Origin of the sequence: Actinoplanes sp. NPDC026670 (genome assembly GCF_040638175.1) — a bacterium.
Classification (GTDB): Bacteria; Actinomycetota; Actinomycetes; order Mycobacteriales; family Micromonosporaceae; genus Actinoplanes.
The window spans coordinates 1-19,862 of sequence record NZ_JBEZXU010000096.1 but is presented as its reverse complement, the minus strand read 5'-3'; the positions used below and the strand labels follow the sequence as shown (position 1 = coordinate 19,862).

The following is a 19,862-nucleotide window of genomic DNA, read 5'->3' as shown; positions in this document are numbered from 1 at the left end:
CTCAGGAACCTCCCGAGGTCGCCTGCGAGCTGCTGCCGCTGTCGCCGCTGGAGACCGTCGGCGAGTCGGCGGTCGACGACGAGGTCGACGAGGAGCTCGACGAGGACGAGGAGTCCGACGACGACGAAGCCGACGTGCTGGACGACGAGTCGGCCGCCTGCGCCGCCACGCCGATCCCCACGGTCGCCGCCAGGCCCGCCACCACCAGGGCGCCGGTCACCAGTGCGGCCCGCTGTCGGCCGATGTCCCGCTGCATGTGATCCCCCTTCATCCGGTTCCGGGGACAACCCTGCGCGCGAAGTCTCGCCGACTCCTTTGTGTTCCCTGTGCGGTGTCTGTCAGTGTCACCCGGGCGGTAGGTTGCGTTGATGAAGATCGTTGGGCTGGTCGGCGCCGGCCACATGGGTTCGGGTCTGGGCTGGGCGTTGCGGGCGGGTGGGCACGACGTCGTCACCTCCCTGGCGGGCCGGTCGGAACGCACCGGCCGGCTGGCGCGGGACGCCGGGTTGCGGCTTCTCCCCCATCTCACCGACGTGCTGGCCGAGGCGGATGTGGTTCTCGTGGTCACCCCGCCGGGGGCCGCGCTCGACGCGGCCCGGACGATCGCCGGTCTCGCCGGAGTGACGGCCCGTCCGCTGATCGTGGACCTGAACGCCGTGTCACCGTCGACCGCCGGCGAGTCCGCGCAGGTGCTGTCGGCCGCCGGGTTCGAGCTGGTCGAGGGCTCGATCTCCGGCCCGCCGCCGACGGTCCGTCCGGGAGCGCGGCTCTACCTGTCCGGGCCCCGGGCCGCCGAGGTCGCGGACCTGCGGTGGACGCACGCCAGGCCGGTGGTGGTCGGCGAGCGGGTCGGCGCGGCGAGCGCGGTGAAGATGTCCACCGCGTCGGTGTACAAGGGACTGATGGGCCTGATGACCCAGGCGGTCCGCGCGGCGGCGGCACACGGCGTGCTGGAGCCGGTGATGGCCGACCTCGGCGAGGACTTCGGTACGCCGTACGAGATGGCGCTCGCCTCGACCAAGGCCCACCGTTACGTCGCGGAGATGCGGGAGATCGCGTTGTCGCAGTCGGCGGCGGGCCTGCCGCCGGCGTTGTTCGAGGCGTTCGCCGAGGTCTGGTCGGAGATCGCGACCCACCCGCTGGCCGACGGCGATCCGGAGACCGTCCCCCGGGAGATCACCGCCCGCCAGATCGCCGACGGCCTGGACGGCTGAGATGGGCATCGATCGGGATCTGGATTGGGACGGGTGTGTCAACATCCGTGACCTGGGTGGGCTGCCGACCGGGGACGGCCGGGTCACCCGGCACGGTGCGGTGGTGCGGGCGGACAGTCTGGACCGGCTGAGCGCGGACGGCTGGGCGGCGCTGCACGCGTACGGCGTCCGCACCGTCGTGGATCTCCGGGAGGACGACGAGCGTACCGCCGGGGTGGTCCGGCCGGACGGGATCACCGTGGTGACGGTGGCGCTGGACGACAACGACGACGCCGACTTCTGGTACCGGCTGATCGACGACGAGGCCGACGGCACGCCGCTCTACTACCGCTCGTTCCTGGAGCACAAGGCCGACCGCTGTGTGCTGGCGCTGACCGAGGTGGCCCGGGCCGCGCCGGGCGGTGTCGTCGTGCACTGCGGGATCGGCCGGGACCGTACCGGATTGATCGCTCTTCTGCTGTTGGCTCTGGCCGGGGTGACCGCGGACGCGATAGTCGCCGATTACACGTTGAGCGAGGCCCGCCTGCGTGCCTATTTCGGTGACGACCGGGAGCCGATCGCCGAACGTCTGGCCGAACAGGACACCACGATCGCCGAGGTGCTGCACCGGCTGCTCGACGGCTTCGACCTCGAGTCGGGGCTGGCGCTGACGGCCGCGGACCGGGCGGCGATCCGCTCGCGGCTTCTGGGTGACTGACGATTGAGGCCGGCATTCACGGGTATGCCCATCTCGTACATCCGTGATCTGGAGGTGTCCGATGGCTTTCGATGACAAGGTCGACAACAAGGCCGAGGAGATCGGCGGCAAGGTCAAGGAGGGCGTCGGCAAGGCCACCGACGACGAGCGCCTGGAGGCCGAGGGCAAGGCCGATCAGACCAGCGCGAACCTCAAGCAGGCCGGCGAGAAGATCAAGGACGTCTTCCGTTCCTGACGGATCCCCCGGTCACTGTGGCCCGGACCGCTGCGGCGGTCCGGGTCGCACTGTTTCAGCAGTTCACGCTGGTACGGCCGACCTGCTGCCCCCACGTGCAGGTGTCCTGGACGGTCCCGGCCCGGCTGCGCAGGGTGGCCGAGTCCCCGGCGTTGTTCCACACATAGCTGCCGGAGTTCCAGTACCGGTGGGTGGCGGTGTCGGTGCCCTTGCCGCTGTGCAGGTAGAGCACCCCGCCCCGGCCGGCGATCGTGACGTTGTCGAAGGTGTAGGAGCGCACCTCGTCGGCGACCCGCCAGCCGTTCAGGTTGACCGCCGCCGGCCCGGTGTTGACCAGGGCGATCCACTCCGCGTTGATGCTGCCGTTGGTGCGGTCGTCCTTACCCGGCGAGTCGTACTGGACACTCTGGAACCGCAGCGCCGGGGTGGCGGCCTGGACGGGTGCGGCCAGGGACAGTGCGGCTCCGAGGGCGACGATGACGACCCCGGGCAATGGGCGAAGCATGCGATCTCCTGTCAGGCTGGGCGAAAGCCGCATTCTTCCCGTTCGACCTGGTAATCCGCTGAACAACACGCGAGGTTCACTCTTCCGGGGCACCCGTCCACAACTGCCACATCCGCGTTTCTGCAGGTTATTGGCAGTTGCAGGGTTGTCGCGGCGCTAGTGCCGGGCGTACCGTGTGCGGGTGGCCGAACACGAGCACCACCACCCGCACCGGCACGGTCTCCGGCATCTGCTGAAACCGCATTCGCACGACACCGCCGACAAGGTCGACAGCGCCCTGGAGTCGTCCCGTGAGGGCCTGCGGGCACTGTGGATCTCCCTGGCCGGGCTCGGGGTCACCGCCGCCGTGCAGGCCGTGATCATGGTGATGTCCGGTTCGGTGGCGCTGCTCGGCGACACCGTGCACAACGTCGCCGACGCTCTCACCGCCGTTCCGCTGGGCATCGCGTTCTGGCTCGGCCGGCGGGCCGCCACCAGGGCGTACACCTATGGTTTCGGCCGGGCCGAGGATCTCGCCGGGGTGGTGATCGTCGGGGTGATCGCCGCGTCCGCGGTCGCGTCGGCGTGGTTCGCCGTCGACCGGCTCCTGCATCCGCGCGACATCAGCCACCTGCCGTGGGTGCTGGCCGCCGGGGTGGCCGGGTTCGCCGGCAACGAGATCGTCGCCCGCTACCGGATCGCGGTGGGCCGGCGGATCGGCTCGGCGGCGCTGGTCGCCGACGGGCTGCACGCGCGGACCGACGGGTTCACCTCGCTGGCCGTGGTGGCCGCCGCCGGTGGGGCGTGGCTCGGCTGGGGCTGGGCCGACCCGGTGGTCGGCATCGCGATCACGGTGGCGATCCTGTTCGTGCTCAGGGACGCGGCCCGGCAGGTCTACCACCGCCTGATGGACCGGGTCGACCCCGAGCTGGTCGACCACGCCGAGGAGCATCTGCGCGAGATCGACGGGGTGCGCGACGTCTCCGGGCTGCGGCTGCGCTGGATCGGCCACTCGCTGCACGCCGAGGCCGGCATCGTGGTCGACGCCGGGCTGTCGCTGCTGGCCGCGCACGAGATCGCCGCCGACGCCGAGCATCAGCTCACCCATCACGTGCCCCGCCTGACATCGGCGACCGTGCACGTCGACCCGGACAGCCACCCCGGCGACGGCCACCACACCGCCCTGTCCCACGAGCGCCGCAGGAGCACGGTGCCGGCGGGCTAGTCTGCCTCCCATGCGGCTTCGCCATCTCGGCCTTCCGGTGCGCGATCACCAGCGCAGCCTCACCTTCTACGCCAGATGGTTCGGCTTCGACCCGGCCACCGCCACCACGTACCCCGACGGCACGGTGATCGTGCGCGACGCCGACGGTTTCGATCTCGCGCTGCACCCCGTCGCGGAGGTCGGTCCGGCGCCGGATTTCCTGCACTTCGGGTTCGTACTCCCGAGCGGCGACGCCGTGCGTGACCTGTACCGGCGGTTGCTGGCCGAGGGTGTTCCGGTGATCGAGTTCGACGAGGAGCCCGATCTGGTCTCCCTGAAGTGCCTCGACCCGGACGGTTGGCGCGTGGAGGTCTACTGGGAGCCGTGACCGCCTCCCGGTAACCTTCGCCACCGGAGGCAGCGGAAGGAGATCCATCGATGACCGAGCAGGCCCCCGGGCCGCGGCAGCCCGGCACCGTCTACGGGCGCGGCGGTGTGGATGTCGGCAAGAGCGCGCCGGACCGGCTGCCCAGGGCCATGACCGTCGGCGTCGGTGTGGGCGTGATCGCGGTGCTCGGGCTCGGCTACGCCGCCTGGAGCAGCACCGGCGGCGGCGAGGAGAAACCGGCCGCCGCCGCGACGACGACCGCCCCGGCCGCCACCGCCCCGGCCACCCCGGAGTCGACGGCCACGGTGAAACCGCAGCTCGCCACCGGTTCGTGGCTGCTGTCGCCGCTCGGTGACGAGGACACCTACCTGACCGTCAACTCCGACTACGCGAAGATGTCCCCGGCCGATCCGGCTACGCTGACGGTGAGCGCCGGCCTGGCCGACGACACGTGTTTCTCGTTCCAGCTGGAGGACGGCCGCTACCTGCGGCATTTCGACTACCGGCTGCGGTTCGACGCCTCCGACGACTCGGATCTGTTCCGGGCCGACGCCACGTTCTGCCAGGAGGCCGGCACCGACGTGGGCACGGTCCGGCTGCGCTCCAAGAACTACCCGGAGTACGTGGTGCACCGGCGCGACGACGAGTCGCTCTACATCGACAAGGATTCGGGGACCTCGTTCATGGTGCAGGTGCCGTCCTGAGCACGCCGGGCTGGCTTCCCGAGCGGGTGGCCGCGGCCGAACGTGAGGTCGGCGGCGGGTTCGACCTGACGGCGTGCGTGCAGGAGCCGATCCATCTGCTGGGCGGCGTCCAGTCGTACGGCGCCTTGATCGCGATCCGGGCCGGCACGATCACGGTGACCAGCGAGAACGCCGAGCGGATGCTCGGTGTCGCCGGCCTGTCCGGCGCCCCGGCGACCTGCCTGCTGGACGCGGCGCAGCTGGCCGCCCTGGAGGGTCTGGCCGACGCCGACACCGGGCAGACCGCGATGATGCCGGTGACCACGACCGCCGAGGCCGGCGCCGGGCGGTTCGACGTCACCGTGCACCGGTCCGACGGGATGCTGGTGCTGGAGTTCGAGCCGGCCGGCGCGGCCCGCGACTTCCCGGCGATCTACACCCCGATCCGGCAGGCACTGATCCGGCTCCAGATGGCCGGCACCGTGGTCGAGGCGTGCCGGGCGGCGGTGCGTGAGGTCCGGGCCATCACCGGCTACGACCGGGTGGTCGCCTACCGGTTCGAGAGCCTGGACGGGCCGGGCGAGGTGATCGCCGAGGACGTGGCCGACGGCTGGGAGCCGTGGCTGGGCCTGTGGTTCCCGGCGACCGACATCCCGCCGCAGGCCCGGCGACTGTATGAGCGCAACTGGATCCGGGTGATCGCCGACGCCGACGACGCGACGGCCCGCCTGTCCGGGCCGCTCGACCTGTCGATGTCGGTGCTGCGCACGGTGTCGCCGTTCCACCTGGAGTACCTGCGCAACATCGGGGTCCGCTCGTCGATGTCGGTGTCGCTGCTGTCCGGCGGCCGGCTGTGGGGGCTGATCGCCTGTCACGGCCGGGCCGTCACCGCCCTGAGCCCGCAGGTCCGGGCCGCGTGCGAGTTCTTCGGGGTGGCGTTGTCGCTGCATCTGGCGGCGCTGCGGGAGCGTGACGGGGCGTCCGCGCGGGACCGGTCCCGGACCCTGATCGCCCGTCTGCTGGAGAACGCGTCGGCCGGCCCGGCTCGGGCGTGGCCGCTGGATCCGGATGGCATGGCCGGGGTGATCGCCTGCGACACGGTGGTGATCCGGGCCGAGGGCCGGGTCTCGGTGCACGGCGCCGACCCGGGGCCGGAGGTGGTGGACGCGCTGCTCGCGGCGCTGCCGGCGCAGCAGGCCGGTTCGTTGTGGCACAGCGACCGGCTCGGTGAGGATCTGCCCGCGCTGGCCGGCCGGTCCTCGGCGCTGTGCGGCGCGCTGGTGCTGCCGTCCGGGCCCGACGGCGATCTGATCGGGTGGCTGCGCGGGGAGCGGACCGTGTCGCGGCGCTGGGCGACCGACCCGGACGAGCCGGTGGTGCTGGGCCCGCACGGCAGCCGCCTGACCCCGCGCGGGTCAACCGCGGTGTACCTGGCTTCGGTGCGGGGACGCAGCCTGCCGTGGTCGGCGAACGATCTGGCGATGGCAGTCGAGCTGGGCCGGGCCGTGGTCGGGGTGGCGGTGGCGCACGCCCGGCGGGTGTCCGCGCTCAACGTGGAGCTGACCCGCAGCAACGTCGATCTGGACTCGTTCGCGCACGCGGCCGCCCACGACCTGAAGGAGCCGTTGCGCGGGATCGCGAACACGGCGACGTTCATCGCCGAGGACACCGCCGGCGAGCTCGACGAGGTCACGGCCCGCCGGCTGGCGTCGATCCAGCGGCTCGCGGCGCGGATGGACGAGCTGCTCAACGCGCTGCTGTACTACTCGCGGCTGGGGCGTACCGATCTGCATCGGGAGAAGCTGGACCTGCGGGAGGCGGTGACCCGGGCGATGGAGGTCGCCGGCCCGCGGCTGCGGGAGGCCGAGCTGTCGGTGGTGATGCCCGACCCGGGCACGACGATCACCGCCGACCCGGTGCTGCTCGATCAGGTGCTGGTGAACCTGCTGGTCAACGCGGCGAAATACGTGCGCCCGGACGGTCCACGGCAGGTGTCGGTGTCGGGTGGGGCCGAACTGGTCGTCCAGGACAACGGCATCGGCATGCCACCACACCTGCGGGAGCAGGCGTTCCAGCTGTTCCGTCGGCTGCATCCGGCGACCGCCGGGTTCGAGGGCTCGGGCGCGGGCCTGGCGATCGTGCGGCGGATCGTGGAACGGCACGGCGGTCAGGTCTGGGCGGAGGACTCCCCCGGCGGTGGCGCGACCATCCGGGCCACATTCCCGGATCGGGCCCGCGACCTCCAGTAATCGAGGGTCTGGCTGAGCACGCTCTGGAAGAGCGCGAAGTTCAGCGGTTTGTACACGTAGCTGTCCGCCCCGGCGGCGTGGCAGGCGTCCGCCTCGGCCTGGTCCTCCGACGACGTGAACACCACGAGACGCAGGTCGTCCAGGCCGGGCCGGGCGCGGACGGCACGGATCACGTCGAGGCCGCTCTCGCCGGGCATGTTGAGGTCGAGCAGCATGAGCCATGGTCGTTCCCGGCCGGGTTCGGTCAGGCCGGCCAGCACGTCGGCGCCGGAGCGGTGGAACTCGAGCCGCAACGCCGGATGGGACCGGCCGATCGCCCGTTCGATGGCTTCGACGTCCTCGTCGCTGTCCTCGACCACGTAGATGAGGTCACTCATCGTCAGCTCTCCCTTCCGGCGCGGATCGCCAGGACCGCGATGTCGTCGGTGCCCGATCCGCCGAAGGCGGCTGCCGCAGTGCTCAGCTCCTGGACCAGCTCGTTCAGCGGGCGGTCCCGGAGCCGGTCGAGAGTCTCACCGAGGGCCCGGTCCTCGAACATCACACCGTGCGCGTCGCGGCTCTCGGTCAGCCCGTCGGTGAACAGGATCAGCGTGTCACCCGGGGCCAGCAGGAGCCGGGACTCACCGATCCGGGGTTCGGCGAGCACCCCGAGCGGGGCCCCGCCGCCGGTGCCGCGCTCCGGGCCGGACACGCGTCGCAGCACCATCGGGGCGGGATGCCCGGCGGACACCCAGTCGACCTCGACACCGTGCCCGGTGAGGCGCAGCCGGGCCACTCCGGCGGTGACGAACCGCCACGACCCGTCCAGCCGCAGCCTTGCGTTGAGCCTGGTCATGGCCCGTACCGGGGTGGCGCCCTCCTGGAGCAGCGCGGCCAGCGTGTGCCGGGCCATCCCGGTCAGTGCGGCGGCGTCCACGCCACGCCCGCAGACGTCGCCGACCAGCGCGGCCACACTGCCGTCGGCGCCGGACACCACGTCGTAGAAGTCCCCGCCCACCTCGAGGATCCGGTCCCCGACCAGGTAGGAGGCGGCGAGTTCGAGCCCGTCGACCGCCGGCAGCCGGGTGGGCAGCAGATGCTGCTGCATGGTGACCACGTCCCGGCGGCGGCGTTCGTAACGGGTGCCGTTGTCGATCGCGAGCGCCGCCCGGGACGCCAGGTCACGCAGGAACGACGTGGGCGGGATGGCACTCGCGTCCCGGTCGAAGAGGAAGACCAGCGCGCCGACGATCTCGCCACGGGCGCGCAGCGGTTGCAGGTCGACGGACCGGGTGGACAGCAGCGTGGTGTCGGCGGGCGGCGCCGTGCCGCCGAGGACCGCCCGGCTGACCAGATGGTCCAGGTGGGCGACGACCGCCGGATCGCCGAGCAGCGCGGACAGCCGGCGCATGTCGACGTGCACCGAGCTGCGCAGCACCGGCCGCCCCTCCTCGGTGACGAACACGAGACAGCCCTCGGCGATCGCGGGAACCGCCATCCGCGGCACCCGCTGCATCGTCTGCGTGGTGTCGAGGACCTGGTCCATCTGGAGCGACGCCTCGGCCAGCAACGCGTCGCGGGTCTGCTGCGCCTGCTCGGCGCGCCGCTGCCCGAGCAGCCGGATCGCCTCCCGGGTCACCTCGATCACCTGCCCCAGGCAGGCGCGGATCACCGGCACGTCGGCGCTCTCGTCGACGGCCACCAGGATGCTGCCGGCGGCTTCGCCGGCCAGGTCGAACCGGTCCCGGACCACCTCCGAAAACCCCAGATCGGACAGACCTTCGGGGGTACGGCCGGAGGCGATCGCACGCGCAAGCTCCCGATGGGGCCCTTCCAGCGGGACGCCGGTCCACCGGTACTCGAGAACCGTGTCATCGGGGCCGTGCCGCAGCCCCCAGACGGCGACGACGCCGGGGAGCCCCTGCAGCGGCGGCAGGATCAGCTGGGCGAGCTCGTCCCGGACGCTGATCCGGCCGACGGAGGTCCACATCCGGTGCAGCGTCGCAGCCCACCCCAGATCGGCATCCCCCACCGCCCGTCACCCTCCCAGTCCCGACCGACCACGCCCCGTTTATATCGCCGAACCGTGATCAGCGTAAACGGCAGCCACCCCACAGCCCGCCAGCCGTCGCCCACCACTGGAAAGACGCCCCGATAACCGCGCCCAACGACGGCCGGCGGGCCCAGCCGTCGCCCACCACTGGAAAGACGCCCCGATAACCGCGGCCAGCGACGGCCGGCGGGCCCAGCCGTCGCCCACCACTGGAAAGACGCCCCGATAACCGCGGCCAGCGACGGCCGGCGGGCTCAGCCGTCGCCCAGCGACGGAAAAGCACCCCCAAAACCGCGACCAGCGACGGCTGGTGGGGGCGCGGGGCGGCCGGCGGCGGCCGCCCCGCGTGTGGTTCAGGGCTGGGCGGCGCAGAGTAGCCGGGCGGCGGCCCAGTCGCCGTGGTCGGCACCGTTGCCGTCTCCGGCGTCGGTGATCCGTAGCTCCAGGCGGGCGCCACCGGTCACGTCGGCGGTGATCGGCTGGGCGGAGGCCGCACCGGTCAGGCGGCCGGTCGAGGCCTTCAGGACACCGTCGACCCAGACCTCGAAGGTGATCGAGCCGGAGTTGCCCATCTCGTCGTCGACGCCCACGTCGGCACGGAACGTGGTGCAGCCCCGGCCGGTCAGGTCGACAGCCACCTTGGAGACGGCGTGTGCGCCCAGGCCCTTCTCGTAGACGACGCCGCCCAGGGTCAGCGGCCGGCCGTCACCGGACGGTTGTTCGGCGTTGCTGCGGTCGCGTTCGACAGGGCCCCAGCCGTTCTGGGTCTCCAGGAACGGCAGATCACTCACCCAGGACGAGCCGGCTGGCAACGGGGTGCCCACGGTGGCCGTCGCCGTCACCGTGCTGCGGAACCCGTCGGCGGTCACCGAGGCCACCGAGGCGGTCAGGGTGTGCCGGCCCCAGTCGGTTCCGGGCGGGACGGTGACCTGGAACGTCGCCGTCGACGGGGTTCCGGCGGCCACCTCGCCGAGCGGCACCGAGGCCGGGGTGACCTGCCAGCCGTCCGGCACGTCCAGGGTCACCGCCACGTCCCGCAGGGGTACGGCACAGCGCGCGTCCACCCGTACCGCAGCGGTGGTGGTGTCTGCCGTGAGGGTGACGTCGGGCGGGCAGGGAGCGGCCGCGGACGGTGACGGCAGGCGGCCGCCGGCCAGGGGCCGCAGGATCAGCGAGTAGTCGTAGGCCGCGGTCGGTGACAGCCGGTAGGGGGTGAGGACCGAGTTGGGGGTCTCACCCATGCCTGTCTCGCCGGTGGCCGCGTGCAGGGTCACCCAGCCGTCGTTACGGACGAATGGCAGCTGGTGGGCGTATTCGGCACGGTCCAGGTCGTCGTATCGGGTGACGCTGACGTCCAGGTCGGTGCCGGTCGGGCTGCCCACCAGAAGCCCCGCACGGTGACCGTCGGTGAGGGCGGCCCAGCGGGTGCCGGTGTGGTTGCCGCCGGCCTGCGGGCGGGCGTAGGGGACGTATTCGTCGTCGACCGTGCTGCGCCAGACACCGACGGTGGCGGCGCTGACCCGGTCGTTGTAGGTTTCGTGCGGCCCGGTCCCGTACCAGGTGAAGTCGTCGAGCGACTCGGGCACCCGGACCTGGACGCCGACCCGGGGCAGGTAGGGCAACGCCCCGGCCCGGCTGCCGCGGGCCTGGACCTGGTGGTCGAGGGTGATCGTGCCGTTGCCGTCGATGCGGTAGCGCAGTGTCTGGCCGACGGCGAACACGCTCGCCAGGCCGGGGGCCGCCGCCGTGCTACGGACGGTGACCACCACGTCGTCGCCTTCGGCGGCCGCGGTCACGTCCTCGACGGTGGTGGCCAGGCGGTCCAGGCCGACCTCGTGCCAGATGTTGCGGTCGGCGGTGCCCCAGCCGTACGTCTCGTTGCTGGTCGGCGGCCGGTAGACGTCGAGTTCCGGTCCGGCCATGAGCAGTTCGCGGCCGTCGGCGGCCAGTGAGGTGAGGGCGCCGTTCTCGAACCGGTAGCGCCACCCCTTGCCACGGACGGTGATCGCCTCCGGTGTGACGTCGAGTTGCGGGGCGCGACGGGCGACGCCGGGCAGGATGCCGGGGACGACCCGGCCGCCGGCGGCGAACTGTTCGCGGGCGACGACCCAGCCACGCTTGGCCCAGGGCAGGTCCTGGACGGTCGCGGCGGACACGTTCAGCCAGCGTTCCCGGTCGTACGGGTTGCCCGGCGCCGCCCCGAGGTCGAGGTCGATGCTCTGGCCGGCGGCGAGGGTGACGTCCCGGGCGCCGCCGCGCAGCCGCTTGTCGATCTCGGTCAGCGACCAGGTGAGCCGGAGCCGCTGGGTGCCGGCCGGCTGTTCGTTGAGCACCCGGACCTTCCCGGTGGGCACGTCGACCGCGGTGATCCGGATCGGTGAGTGTGACCAGGCCACCTCCTCGGTCTCCGGCTGGAGGACTCGGTCGGAGGAAACCATGCCGTCGGTGCCGGACAGGCTCAGGCCGAGGCTGAGGAAGTCGCCGCGCCGCTGGGACTTGTCGAAGTCGAGCGCCAGGACCGGGTCCGGGCCGCTGCCGTAGATGCGCACGTCGTCGACCAGGCCGCGTCCGGTCCGCACCTTGAGGTCGTCCTGCTGGGTCTCGGCGTTGCGGCCGATGTTGACCTCGTAGAGGCCGGGGTCGATCGCCCCGGTCCGGGCGGTGGTCGCGACCGGCGCGTCGTCGATGCGCAGTTCCAGCTTCGTGCCGTCGTAGACGCCGGTGACCCGGTGCCAGTTGCCGTACCAGTCGGCGGGCACGTCGGCGGCGGCCCAGACGTTGTTCACGCCGAATTCGAGGGTGTCCTGGTCGCGCATCTGGAGGGCGTAGGCGCGGCCCTTCGTGACGATCGGGAAGCTGCCCGCCCACTCGCCGGGTTTGACCCAGGCGTCCAGGGTGACCTGGTCGGTGAGGTCGAGGCGGCGGTCGCGGAACACGTCGACGAAGTCGTCGAGGCTGGACAGGCTGATCGCCTTGCCGCGGTGGCCGTCAACGAAGGCAGGTTTGCCGACGAGGAACGTCTGGATCCGGTTCGCCGAGGTGTCCGGGGTCAGGATGAGCGGCTGGCGCAGGTCCTGTTCGGCCCAGTCCCAGACGAATCCGCCCTGCATCGACGGTTCGCGGCGGGCGATGGCCCAGAACTCGTCGAAGTTGCCCATGCTGTTGCCCATCGCGTGGGCGTACTCCCCCATCACGATCGGTTTTGATCCGGTCTTGGCCTTGTTCTCCACCGAGGCCGGGGTGGGGTAGCGGGGGCCGCTGACGTCGGCGAACGGGGCGTCACCGTCGGGCGAGTTCGACTGGTGGTAGAGCGGGCGGGTCGGTTCGTTGGCGTCGGCCCACTCGGCCATCGCGTAGTGCGCGGTGCCGAGGCCGGCCTCGTTGCCGGTGTCCCAGAGCAGCACGCTCGGGTGGTTCTTGTCGCGGGCGATCATCGCCTGGAAGCGGTCGGCGAACGCGGCCGCCCATTCCGGTTTCGACGCGAGGCAGACGCTCGGGCAGTTCTCCCGCGAGTGGGTCTCGATGTCGACCTCGTCGTCCACATACAGGCCGTAGCGGTCGGCCAGGTCGTAGAAGTACGGGTCGGCCGGGTAGTGGGAGGTCCGGACCGCGTTGACGTGCAGGCGTTTCATCAGGAACACGTCGTTACGCTGCGCTTCGCGGGTGACATGCCGGCCGGTGTCCGGGTCGGTCTCCGAGCGGTTGACGCCCTTGATCAGGATGCGTTCGCCGTTGACCAGCAGCTGCTTGTCGCGGATCTCGATCTCCCGGAACCCGACCGTCTGCGCGGTGATGTGTGCCGCCCGCCCGTCGGGTTTCAGCAGTTCGAGGGCGAGCGTGTAGAGGTTCGGGTCCTCGGCGGTCCACTGCGCCGGGCTCGTCACCCGGCCGGTCAGGGTGATCCGGTCCTGGTCGGCCGGCTGGGTCATGGTGGTGACGGTCCGCCCGGCGGCGTCACGCAGCGTGCCGCGCACGGAGTAACCGTCGTGGGCGGCGCCGGCCAGATCGACCCGGGCGCTCAGGGTCGCATCTTTGAAATCCGGATCAAAATCGGTCGTGATGTACGCGTCGCGAAGACGAACCGCCTCGGTCCGGTAGAGCGTGACGTCCCGGAAGATGCCGCTGTACCGCCACTGGTCGTAGTCCTCCAGGTAGGCGCCGGCGCCCCAGCGGTGCACCTGCACGGCGATCGTGTTGCGCCCGGGCTCGACCAGGTCGGTCACGTCGAACTCGGCCGGGGTGTAGCCGCCCTGGTCGTACCCCGCGTAGACGCCGTTGACCCAGACGAAGTAGCCGCTGGTCACGCCTTCGAAGCGGAGGAACTCACGGCCGCCGGCCCAGTTCTTCGGCACGTCGAAGGTGCGCAGGTAGGCGCCTGTCGGGTTGACGTCCTTCGGCACGTAGGGCGGGTTGTCCGGCCAGATCTCCTCCGGGATGTTGCGGAACATCGGATGGTCGGCGAAGTCGGACTGCCAGGTGTGCGGCACGGTCACCTTCGGCCAGGCGGAGCTGTCGAACCCGTCCGCGGCGAACCCGGCCGGGACGTCGCCGGGCCTGTCGAACAGTTTCATCCGCCAGCCGCCGTTGAGGCTGCTCACGTACGGTGACCGGGCGTCGTGGGCGGTGGCGTCCCGGACCGCGGTCGCCACGTCGCCGTAGGGCCGCAGGTCAGCGTGCGGAGCCTGCTGGCCCTCGCCGGTCATCCGCGGGTCCTCCAGGTAGCGGTAGACGTCGGCCGGGTTCTGTGGCCCGGCCGAGGCCTGCGCTGCCGCCGCTGGAACCGCTGGAACCGCTGCGAATCCGACAAGAAGTGTCAGAACCGAACCCACGACCCGCCACATTCGGGCTCCCCTCCGATGGCACGGCGATCAGACTCGTAACACGTTCGACCAGAACTGAACATGTTCGAAGCGATTGCGACGTTACAACAGAGTCACCGAACATGGAACGGGGTCGATGCTCGCTCATTCGCGGCGGATGACGACGCACCCGAGCCCGGCGGAGACCATGACGGCATGCGCTTCATGGCGAACTCGCGCCCCGGACCGGGCGTGACACCCGAACAGCTCAGGATCTTCTTCAAGGAGAACGCCTTCTCGAGGCAGTCGTGGAACCTGGTCCAGCAGCGGGTGGTGGTCCAGGTCGCGGTGAAGACCGGCGACATCCCCGGCGTCGTGCTGTTCCTGGACGTCGACACCCACCAGCGGGCCACCGAGGTGGTGAACGATCTCGACGCCGTCCGCAAGGGCCTGCTCACCTTCGACCTCGACCCGATCGGCGAAGACCTCCGCCTCTGAGCACCGTTCCCCTACATATCGACATCCGGCAATTCCCTGATCGGCCGGCGGCAAGAACGGGACCGCAGGATCGACTCGCGTTCACCGCCAGTTAGGAGTTCCGGATGTCCACGTCTCCCGTCCGCCGTATCCTGCTCGCCCTGGCCGTCACCACCGCGGCACTGCTCGGCACCGCCGCACCGGCGCACGCCGTCACCCCGGCCGAGAAGCTCGCCGCCCTGTCCAACTTCACCCAGACCAGCGTGACCAGCTACAACAGCTGGAACGCGGCCCGGCAGAACCAGGGCGCCTGGTCCGCGTACGGGTTCGACTGGAGCACCGACTACTGCTCGTCCAGCCCGGACAACCCGCTGGGCTTCGACTTCACCCTGGCCTGCTACCGCCACGACTTCGGATACCGCAACTACAAGGCGGTCGGTGCGTTCAGCGCCAACAAGAGCCGCCTGGACTCGGCCTTCTACGAGGACCTCAAACGCAAGTGCGCCACCTACTCGGCCGCCGTCCGGCCGGCCTGCACCAGCCTGGCCTGGACGTACTACCAGGCCGTGTCGATCTTCGGCTCGCTGGAGCCGGTCGAACCGGCAGACTTGCAGGCCGCGGCCGACCTGCTCTGACCTGTGCAAATAGCGGCGGCCACCCCCGGCATGGGGCGGCCGCCGCCACCCGGCCTCAGGCGTGGCCGGTGATCTTGTTGCCCCAGGCGACGAACGCCTCCGGGTCGTTGTTGGCGCCGTGACCGGCGTCCCAGTACATGATCGAGTCGACGGTGTCGCCGAGGGTCGAGGCGGCCGCGGCCACGTTCGACGACACGGTCAGTGACGTGTCGGTGTCGCTGGTGCCGAGCCGGATGAACCAGTTCTTGGCGCGCGCCTCGTTCCGTTCCAGCAGGAAGTGCATCGGGTTCATCAGTTTCAGCAGGTCAGGGATGTCGGCATCGAGATCGGCGCTCGCCTTGGCCGCGCTGAACCCGGTGAAATGCCGGTTGTCGACAGTCGCGGTGCCGAACAGGTTGTTCTCGCCGGCGCTCAGGTCGAACGCGTCGAACGCGGGCACCGTCTTCTTGCGGCTGCCGAGATGGGTCAGGAAGTCGGCGAAGGTGAATGTCGCCTTTCCGCCGGACCATTTGATGAAGCCGTTCGCCGCCAGATACTCACTGCGCTCGGCACTCGACAGCCCCGCCAGGTAGGTGGTCGCCGCCGGCTGGAGATACTGGGTCAGCAGGTAGTTCCGGTATCCGCCGGCGGTCAGCGTCTTGCCGTCGAGGCCCTTGACAGCGAGGCCGTCCTGATAGGCCGCGAAGGCGCCGGACAGTTCCGCCGACACGGTCGCGTCCACGGACTGTCCGTTCGCTGGGAGGCTGCCGTAGAGGAACTCGTAGGCGGTGTCGGCGTTCTCCAGATCGGTGATCGGGCAGTAGGCGGCCACCCCGAAGATGGCGTCGCTGGCGTCGGCGGCACCTGCCTCCGTCAGGTACTTCGAGTAGAGGTCACTGTCGCCGGAGGCGCCGAGCAGGGTGGAGACGGCGCCGCCGGCGCTCGTACCATCAGAAATGATCTTGTCGGTGTCGCCCGGGAAGACGCCCTTGTTGGACCGGATGTAGCGGACCGCGGCCTTGAGATCGACGATCACGGCCGGCGCCTTGCCGTAGAACGTGCCGTCAGCGGCCTTGTTGGTGCGGCCGCGGGCACCGACCGTCACGACCACCCAGCCGGCGGCGATCGCCTCGTGCGTGTTCTGTCCGGTACTGCCCATCCCGGTCGGGAGTGCCCCGCCGTTGCCGGTGTTCCCACCGGGCGGACCGCCACCATCCGGAGCGCCGCTCGGCATTCCGGCACCGCCCGGCATCCCACCGCCCGGCATTCCCCCACCCGGCATCCCGCCGGCCTGCACGAACGGATCTTCCGGGGTCTCCGCAGGCATGTAACCGCCGACCGGGATCTCGAACAGGATCGGCGCGTTCGTGGCGTCGACCTCCTTGCCGTCGATCTTGACCGGGACGGCCACGGACAGGCTCTGACAGGCCACGTCGACCGGCTTCGCAACGTAGGCGACCTTGCTGTACAGCCGGTAGACGACCTCCTTGTCGCCGGCCACCGTGGTGACGGTCGTGGTCTTCTCGGTGAAGGCGTTCTTATCGAACGTCAGCGACGAGGAAGCGGCGGGCGAGGAAGGCGACGACGAGGTGCACGCGGCCACCGTCGACACCATTCCGGCCGCGCCAACCGCCAGCAGAGTCCTGCGATTCATGAAAGCCAGTCCTTTCCGGTCGGCGCTGCTGCGCCGCGAGGTAGGACAAGCCTGCCGATCTGCCAACGAAACGACGTCGTCCCCGAGTAGACACCCGGGCCTACTACCGCAGTGGTAGCTCAGGCCCGCTCCCCTGCCTTGACCAGCCCACTCTGATAGCCGATGACCACAAGCTGAGCCCGGTCGCGAACCCCGAGCTTGGTCATCGCCCGATGCACGTGGGTCTTGGCGGTCAGCGGCGACAGCACGAGCCGGGCCGCGATCTCCTCGTTGGTCTGCCCGAGGGCCACGAGGCGCAGCACCTCACGTTCGCGTTCGGTGAGCACCGACAGCTCCGGCGGCACCACACCGTCGGACGGCGGGGTGAGGAAACGGTCGATCAGGCCGCGGGTGGCCCGGGGCGTGAGCAGCGCCTCGCCGGCGTGGACGACCCGGATCGCGCGCAGCAGCTCATCCGGTTCGACGTCCTTGCTGAGGAACCCGCTGGCCCCGGCCCGCAACGCGGCCAGGACGTTGTCGTCGGCCTCGAAGGTGGTCAGGATGATCACCCGGACCGCGGCGAGCACCGGATCGGCCGCGATCCGGCGAGTCGCCTCCAGCCCGTCCATCCCCGGCATCCGGATGTCCATCAGCACCACGTCCGCGCCGGCGGCCAGGTCCAGCGCCTCCTGCCCGCCGGACGCCTCACCGACCACGTCGAGGCCGTCGGCCAGGTCGATGATCAGCCGGAATCCGGCCCGGATCAGCTTCTGGTCGTCGGCGAGCAGAACACGGATGCTCACAGCCGCTCCTCGTCGGAAAGGGGAAGCGTCACCCGGACGGTGAACCGGTCGGCAGCGCTGAGCCCGGCCTCGATCGTGCCACCGGCGGCGCCGGCACGTTCCCGCATGCCGATCAGCCCATACCCGGACCCGCCGATGCGGTGCCGCACCGGGTTGCCGACATCGATGGTGAGCCGGTCCCGGGTCCAGGTCAGATGCAGGTCCACCGGTGGTGTCCCGTGTTTGCGGGCGTTCGTCAGCGACTCCTGCACGATCCGGTAGGCCGCCAGATCGACGCTCGCCGGCAGCGGCCGGGCCGGGCCGTCCTGCCGGAACGACACCTCCGGGAAGTCCGCCAGCAACTCGGGGAGCCGGTCCAGGCCCGGCTGTGGAGCACGCTCGTCGTCGGCCTCCCCCGGTTGCCGCAGCAGCCCGACGATCGACGTGAGCTCCCGCAGCACGACCGTCGAGGCGCGCCGGATGTGCTGCAACGGCGGCCCGGCCGCCTCCGGCTGGCGGGAGAGCGCGAAGACCGCCGCGCCGGACTGCACGTTGATCACGGCGATGTGGTGAGCGACGACGTCGTGCAGTTCGCGGGCGATCCGTAGCCGCTCCTCGGAGACCCGGCGGCGTGCCTCGTCCTCACGGCTCTGTTCGGCCCGGAGGGCCCGGTCCTCGACCTCGGCGATGTACGCCCGCCGGCTGCGCACCGCCTCGCCCGCGGCGGTGGCCATCCCGGTGAACGTGAAGCAGGTCAGCGCCACCGGGGTCCACCATCCGCCCTGCGGATACCCGTAGACGGAGACCGCCCAGAACGCGACCGCGCAGCTCAGCGACGCCGTCCACGCCCAGCGCCGCTCGTACCGGACGGCGATCTGATAGAGCGCCCAGCCGACCGCGAAGATCAGCGGCGGAAGCGACCAGCCGGCCAGCAGGAACCCGATCTCGACGGCCGCCGACAGGACCAGCACCGGAATCGGCGCCTTGCGGCCGAAACCGGCGGCCACCCCGGCGACACCGGCGGTGACCAGGTCTGCGGCGAGCGGCACGTTGTGCATCTCGCCTCCGCCGGTCAGCGCGCCGGCCGCGGCGACCCCGGCGACGGCGACGCCGGCGAGCACGTCCGCCAGCCACGGCCACCGCTTCGACAGCATGATGATCACGCTACGGCGGACCGCCGCGCCCGGCATCCGACACCTGCGGTATCCGCGGCGGCGCCGGCTACCACTCAGGTAGTCAGCGGCGGCGGTGGTAGCCGCGGGCGCGGCGGCTGCGGCTGTTGCGGCGACCGGAAGCGATCAGCACCACCACGAAACCGATCGCCACCGCCGGGAGGGTCACCAGGAGGACGGGTGAGAACCCGCCGATGGTTGCGGCAGGCGTCGGTGGCGCGGCCTGGACCGACGATTCATCGGTACGGCCGGACGGCTTGCGGGTCTTCGACGGCGAGGTCGTGGCCGCCACGTCGTTCTTGATCACCGACTTGACCCACGGGGCGATGGCGTCCACCCGGGTGGCGATGTCCGGCCCGGCGTGCGGGCAGTCCGGGCCGCGGCTGACCACGCCGATCAGCACGGCCCCGCCGTCGCCCTCGGTGAAGTACGGCCCACCGGAGTCCCGCTCGCACGGGCTGGTGGTGGCCCGTGGCGCGACCCCGGACAGGCCCATCTCGGTGTCGTCGACGGACGTGACCTCGAAACGGCCGGTGCGCAGCCGGTCGGGGGTCTGCGTGGCCTGTGGGTTCGTGAAGCCGTACCCGACAAGCCTGGCCTTTTGCCCTTGGGCCGGTTCTCTGCTCCCCAGCGTGAGCGGGTCGATCTTGGTGATCGCCTTGTCGAGCCGGATCAGCGCGACGTCGGCCTGACCGTGTTGGACCACCTCGACGACGTCCGCGGCGAACCCGTCCTTGCTGGTCAGGTCGGCCCGCCCGACGGTGACGAAGGTCTGCTCGGCGACCGTGTGCGACACCCGGTTGCCGTCGAGATCACGGAAACAGTGCGCTGCGGTGATCACCCAGTGGGGTGAGATCAGCCCGCCGGAGCAGGAACTGTCCCGTTTACCCCCGTCGGCCGTCGGGATGCCGATCGTGGAGATCTTGACCGCGAACGGGTAGCGGCCGTCGGGCACCGCCTCACCGTTGGCGATGGCGTACGCGGGCGGCGGTAGAGCGGCCGCACCGATCATCACGGCGGCCACCCCGGCGAGAAACTTCCCTGTCTTCCTCAACGGGTGTGGAGCGTAAACGAGCCGCGCAAGCCCCCGCATGCATGAACCTCCTAGGCCGTGTTTCGTATGGGCTGTTGGGGCCTGGGTGTGATGGATGTCCGGTGTGGCGGTGATCGATAAAGGTTGAGGTCTCCGGTAAGTGGGT

Annotated in this window: 18 protein-coding genes; 9 read left to right on the top strand and 9 right to left on the bottom strand. The window is 71.0% G+C overall.

Annotation, left to right across the window (positions count from 1 at the left end):
* Position 1 precedes the first annotated feature (1 nt).
* The gene (locus AB0E94_RS48400; protein ID WP_360342115.1) at positions 2-256 is read right to left on the bottom strand and encodes a hypothetical protein; all 255 of its coding nucleotides are present in this window, start codon (positions 254-256) and stop codon (positions 2-4) included.
* 112 nt (positions 257-368) lie between these two features.
* Between AB0E94_RS48400 and AB0E94_RS48395 the strand changes: the two genes are divergently transcribed.
* The 3 genes from AB0E94_RS48395 (at position 369) to AB0E94_RS48385 (ending at position 2,146) form a co-directional block, all read left to right on the top strand.
* On the top strand, positions 369-1,214 hold the full coding sequence (locus AB0E94_RS48395) for a DUF1932 domain-containing protein (protein WP_360342112.1): 846 nt from the start codon (positions 369-371) through the stop codon (positions 1,212-1,214).
* Position 1,215: 1 nt separating this feature from the next.
* The gene (locus AB0E94_RS48390; RefSeq protein WP_360342109.1) at positions 1,216-1,911 is read left to right on the top strand and encodes a tyrosine-protein phosphatase; all 696 of its coding nucleotides are present in this window, start codon (positions 1,216-1,218) and stop codon (positions 1,909-1,911) included.
* 61 nt (positions 1,912-1,972) lie between these two features.
* Positions 1,973-2,146 carry a CsbD family protein gene (locus AB0E94_RS48385; RefSeq protein ID WP_360342106.1) on the top strand — a complete coding sequence of 58 codons (174 nt, stop codon included), beginning with the start codon at positions 1,973-1,975 and terminating at the stop codon, positions 2,144-2,146.
* A 55-nt stretch (positions 2,147-2,201) separates the two neighbouring features.
* On the opposite strand, the gene AB0E94_RS48380 is transcribed toward AB0E94_RS48385, so the two are convergent.
* On the bottom strand, positions 2,202-2,651 hold the full coding sequence (locus tag AB0E94_RS48380) for a lamin tail domain-containing protein (RefSeq protein ID WP_360342103.1): 450 nt from the start codon (positions 2,649-2,651) through the stop codon (positions 2,202-2,204).
* 175 nt (positions 2,652-2,826) lie between these two features.
* Between AB0E94_RS48380 and AB0E94_RS48375 the strand changes: the two genes are divergently transcribed.
* The 4 genes from AB0E94_RS48375 to AB0E94_RS48360 are packed head-to-tail and all read left to right on the top strand — an operon-like array spanning position 2,827 to position 7,154.
* Entirely contained in the window at positions 2,827-3,855 is a 1,029-nt protein-coding gene (locus AB0E94_RS48375) for a cation diffusion facilitator family transporter (protein ID WP_360342100.1), read from the top strand.
* Positions 3,856-3,865: 10 nt separating this feature from the next.
* Entirely contained in the window at positions 3,866-4,222 is a 357-nt protein-coding gene (locus AB0E94_RS48370) for a VOC family protein (RefSeq protein ID WP_360342097.1), read from the top strand.
* Positions 4,223-4,272: 50 nt separating this feature from the next.
* Positions 4,273-4,926 (top strand): AbfB domain-containing protein, encoded by a 654-nt coding sequence (locus tag AB0E94_RS48365; protein WP_360342094.1) that lies wholly within the window; start codon positions 4,273-4,275, stop codon positions 4,924-4,926.
* Between the two features lie 26 nt (positions 4,927-4,952).
* Positions 4,953-7,154, top strand: a complete 2,202-nt coding sequence (locus AB0E94_RS48360; RefSeq protein WP_360342091.1) for an ATP-binding protein — start codon at positions 4,953-4,955, stop codon at positions 7,152-7,154.
* Here AB0E94_RS48360 and AB0E94_RS48355 read toward each other — a convergent pair.
* From AB0E94_RS48355 to AB0E94_RS48345, 3 genes are all read right to left on the bottom strand, one after another.
* Positions 7,073-7,531, bottom strand: coding sequence for a response regulator (locus AB0E94_RS48355; RefSeq protein WP_360342088.1), 459 nt, complete (start codon positions 7,529-7,531; stop codon positions 7,073-7,075). The two genes, AB0E94_RS48360 and AB0E94_RS48355, sit on opposite strands and share 82 nt — an antisense overlap.
* 2 nt (positions 7,532-7,533) lie before the next feature.
* Positions 7,534-9,123, bottom strand: a complete 1,590-nt coding sequence (locus AB0E94_RS48350; protein WP_360342085.1) for a PP2C family protein-serine/threonine phosphatase — start codon at positions 9,121-9,123, stop codon at positions 7,534-7,536.
* A gap of 416 nt (positions 9,124-9,539) precedes the next feature.
* The gene (locus AB0E94_RS48345) at positions 9,540-14,015 is read right to left on the bottom strand and encodes a glycoside hydrolase family 2 TIM barrel-domain containing protein (protein WP_360342083.1); all 4,476 of its coding nucleotides are present in this window, start codon (positions 14,013-14,015) and stop codon (positions 9,540-9,542) included.
* A 186-nt stretch (positions 14,016-14,201) separates the two neighbouring features.
* Between AB0E94_RS48345 and AB0E94_RS48340 the strand changes: the two genes are divergently transcribed.
* Positions 14,202-14,483, top strand: a complete 282-nt coding sequence (locus AB0E94_RS48340) for a hypothetical protein (protein WP_360342080.1) — start codon at positions 14,202-14,204, stop codon at positions 14,481-14,483.
* Positions 14,484-14,587: 104 nt separating this feature from the next.
* Positions 14,588-15,097, top strand: a complete 510-nt coding sequence (locus AB0E94_RS48335) for a phospholipase (RefSeq protein WP_360342077.1) — start codon at positions 14,588-14,590, stop codon at positions 15,095-15,097.
* Between the two features lie 55 nt (positions 15,098-15,152).
* On the opposite strand, the gene AB0E94_RS48330 is transcribed toward AB0E94_RS48335, so the two are convergent.
* The 4 genes from AB0E94_RS48330 to AB0E94_RS48315 all read right to left on the bottom strand — a co-directional run bounded on the left by AB0E94_RS48330 (position 15,153) and on the right by AB0E94_RS48315 (position 19,717).
* Positions 15,153-16,730 (bottom strand): subtype B tannase, encoded by a 1,578-nt coding sequence (locus AB0E94_RS48330; protein ID WP_360342074.1) that lies wholly within the window; start codon positions 16,728-16,730, stop codon positions 15,153-15,155.
* 119 nt (positions 16,731-16,849) lie between these two features.
* Positions 16,850-17,512, bottom strand: a complete 663-nt coding sequence (locus AB0E94_RS48325; RefSeq protein WP_360342071.1) for a response regulator transcription factor — start codon at positions 17,510-17,512, stop codon at positions 16,850-16,852.
* Positions 17,509-18,645 carry a histidine kinase gene (locus tag AB0E94_RS48320; protein ID WP_360342068.1) on the bottom strand — a complete coding sequence of 379 codons (1,137 nt, stop codon included), beginning with the start codon at positions 18,643-18,645 and terminating at the stop codon, positions 17,509-17,511. The genes AB0E94_RS48325 and AB0E94_RS48320 overlap by 4 nt, the downstream gene beginning before the upstream one ends.
* Before the next feature lie 82 nt (positions 18,646-18,727).
* On the bottom strand, positions 18,728-19,717 hold the full coding sequence (locus AB0E94_RS48315) for a trypsin-like serine protease (RefSeq protein WP_360342065.1): 990 nt from the start codon (positions 19,715-19,717) through the stop codon (positions 18,728-18,730).
* Positions 19,718-19,862 lie beyond the last annotated feature (145 nt).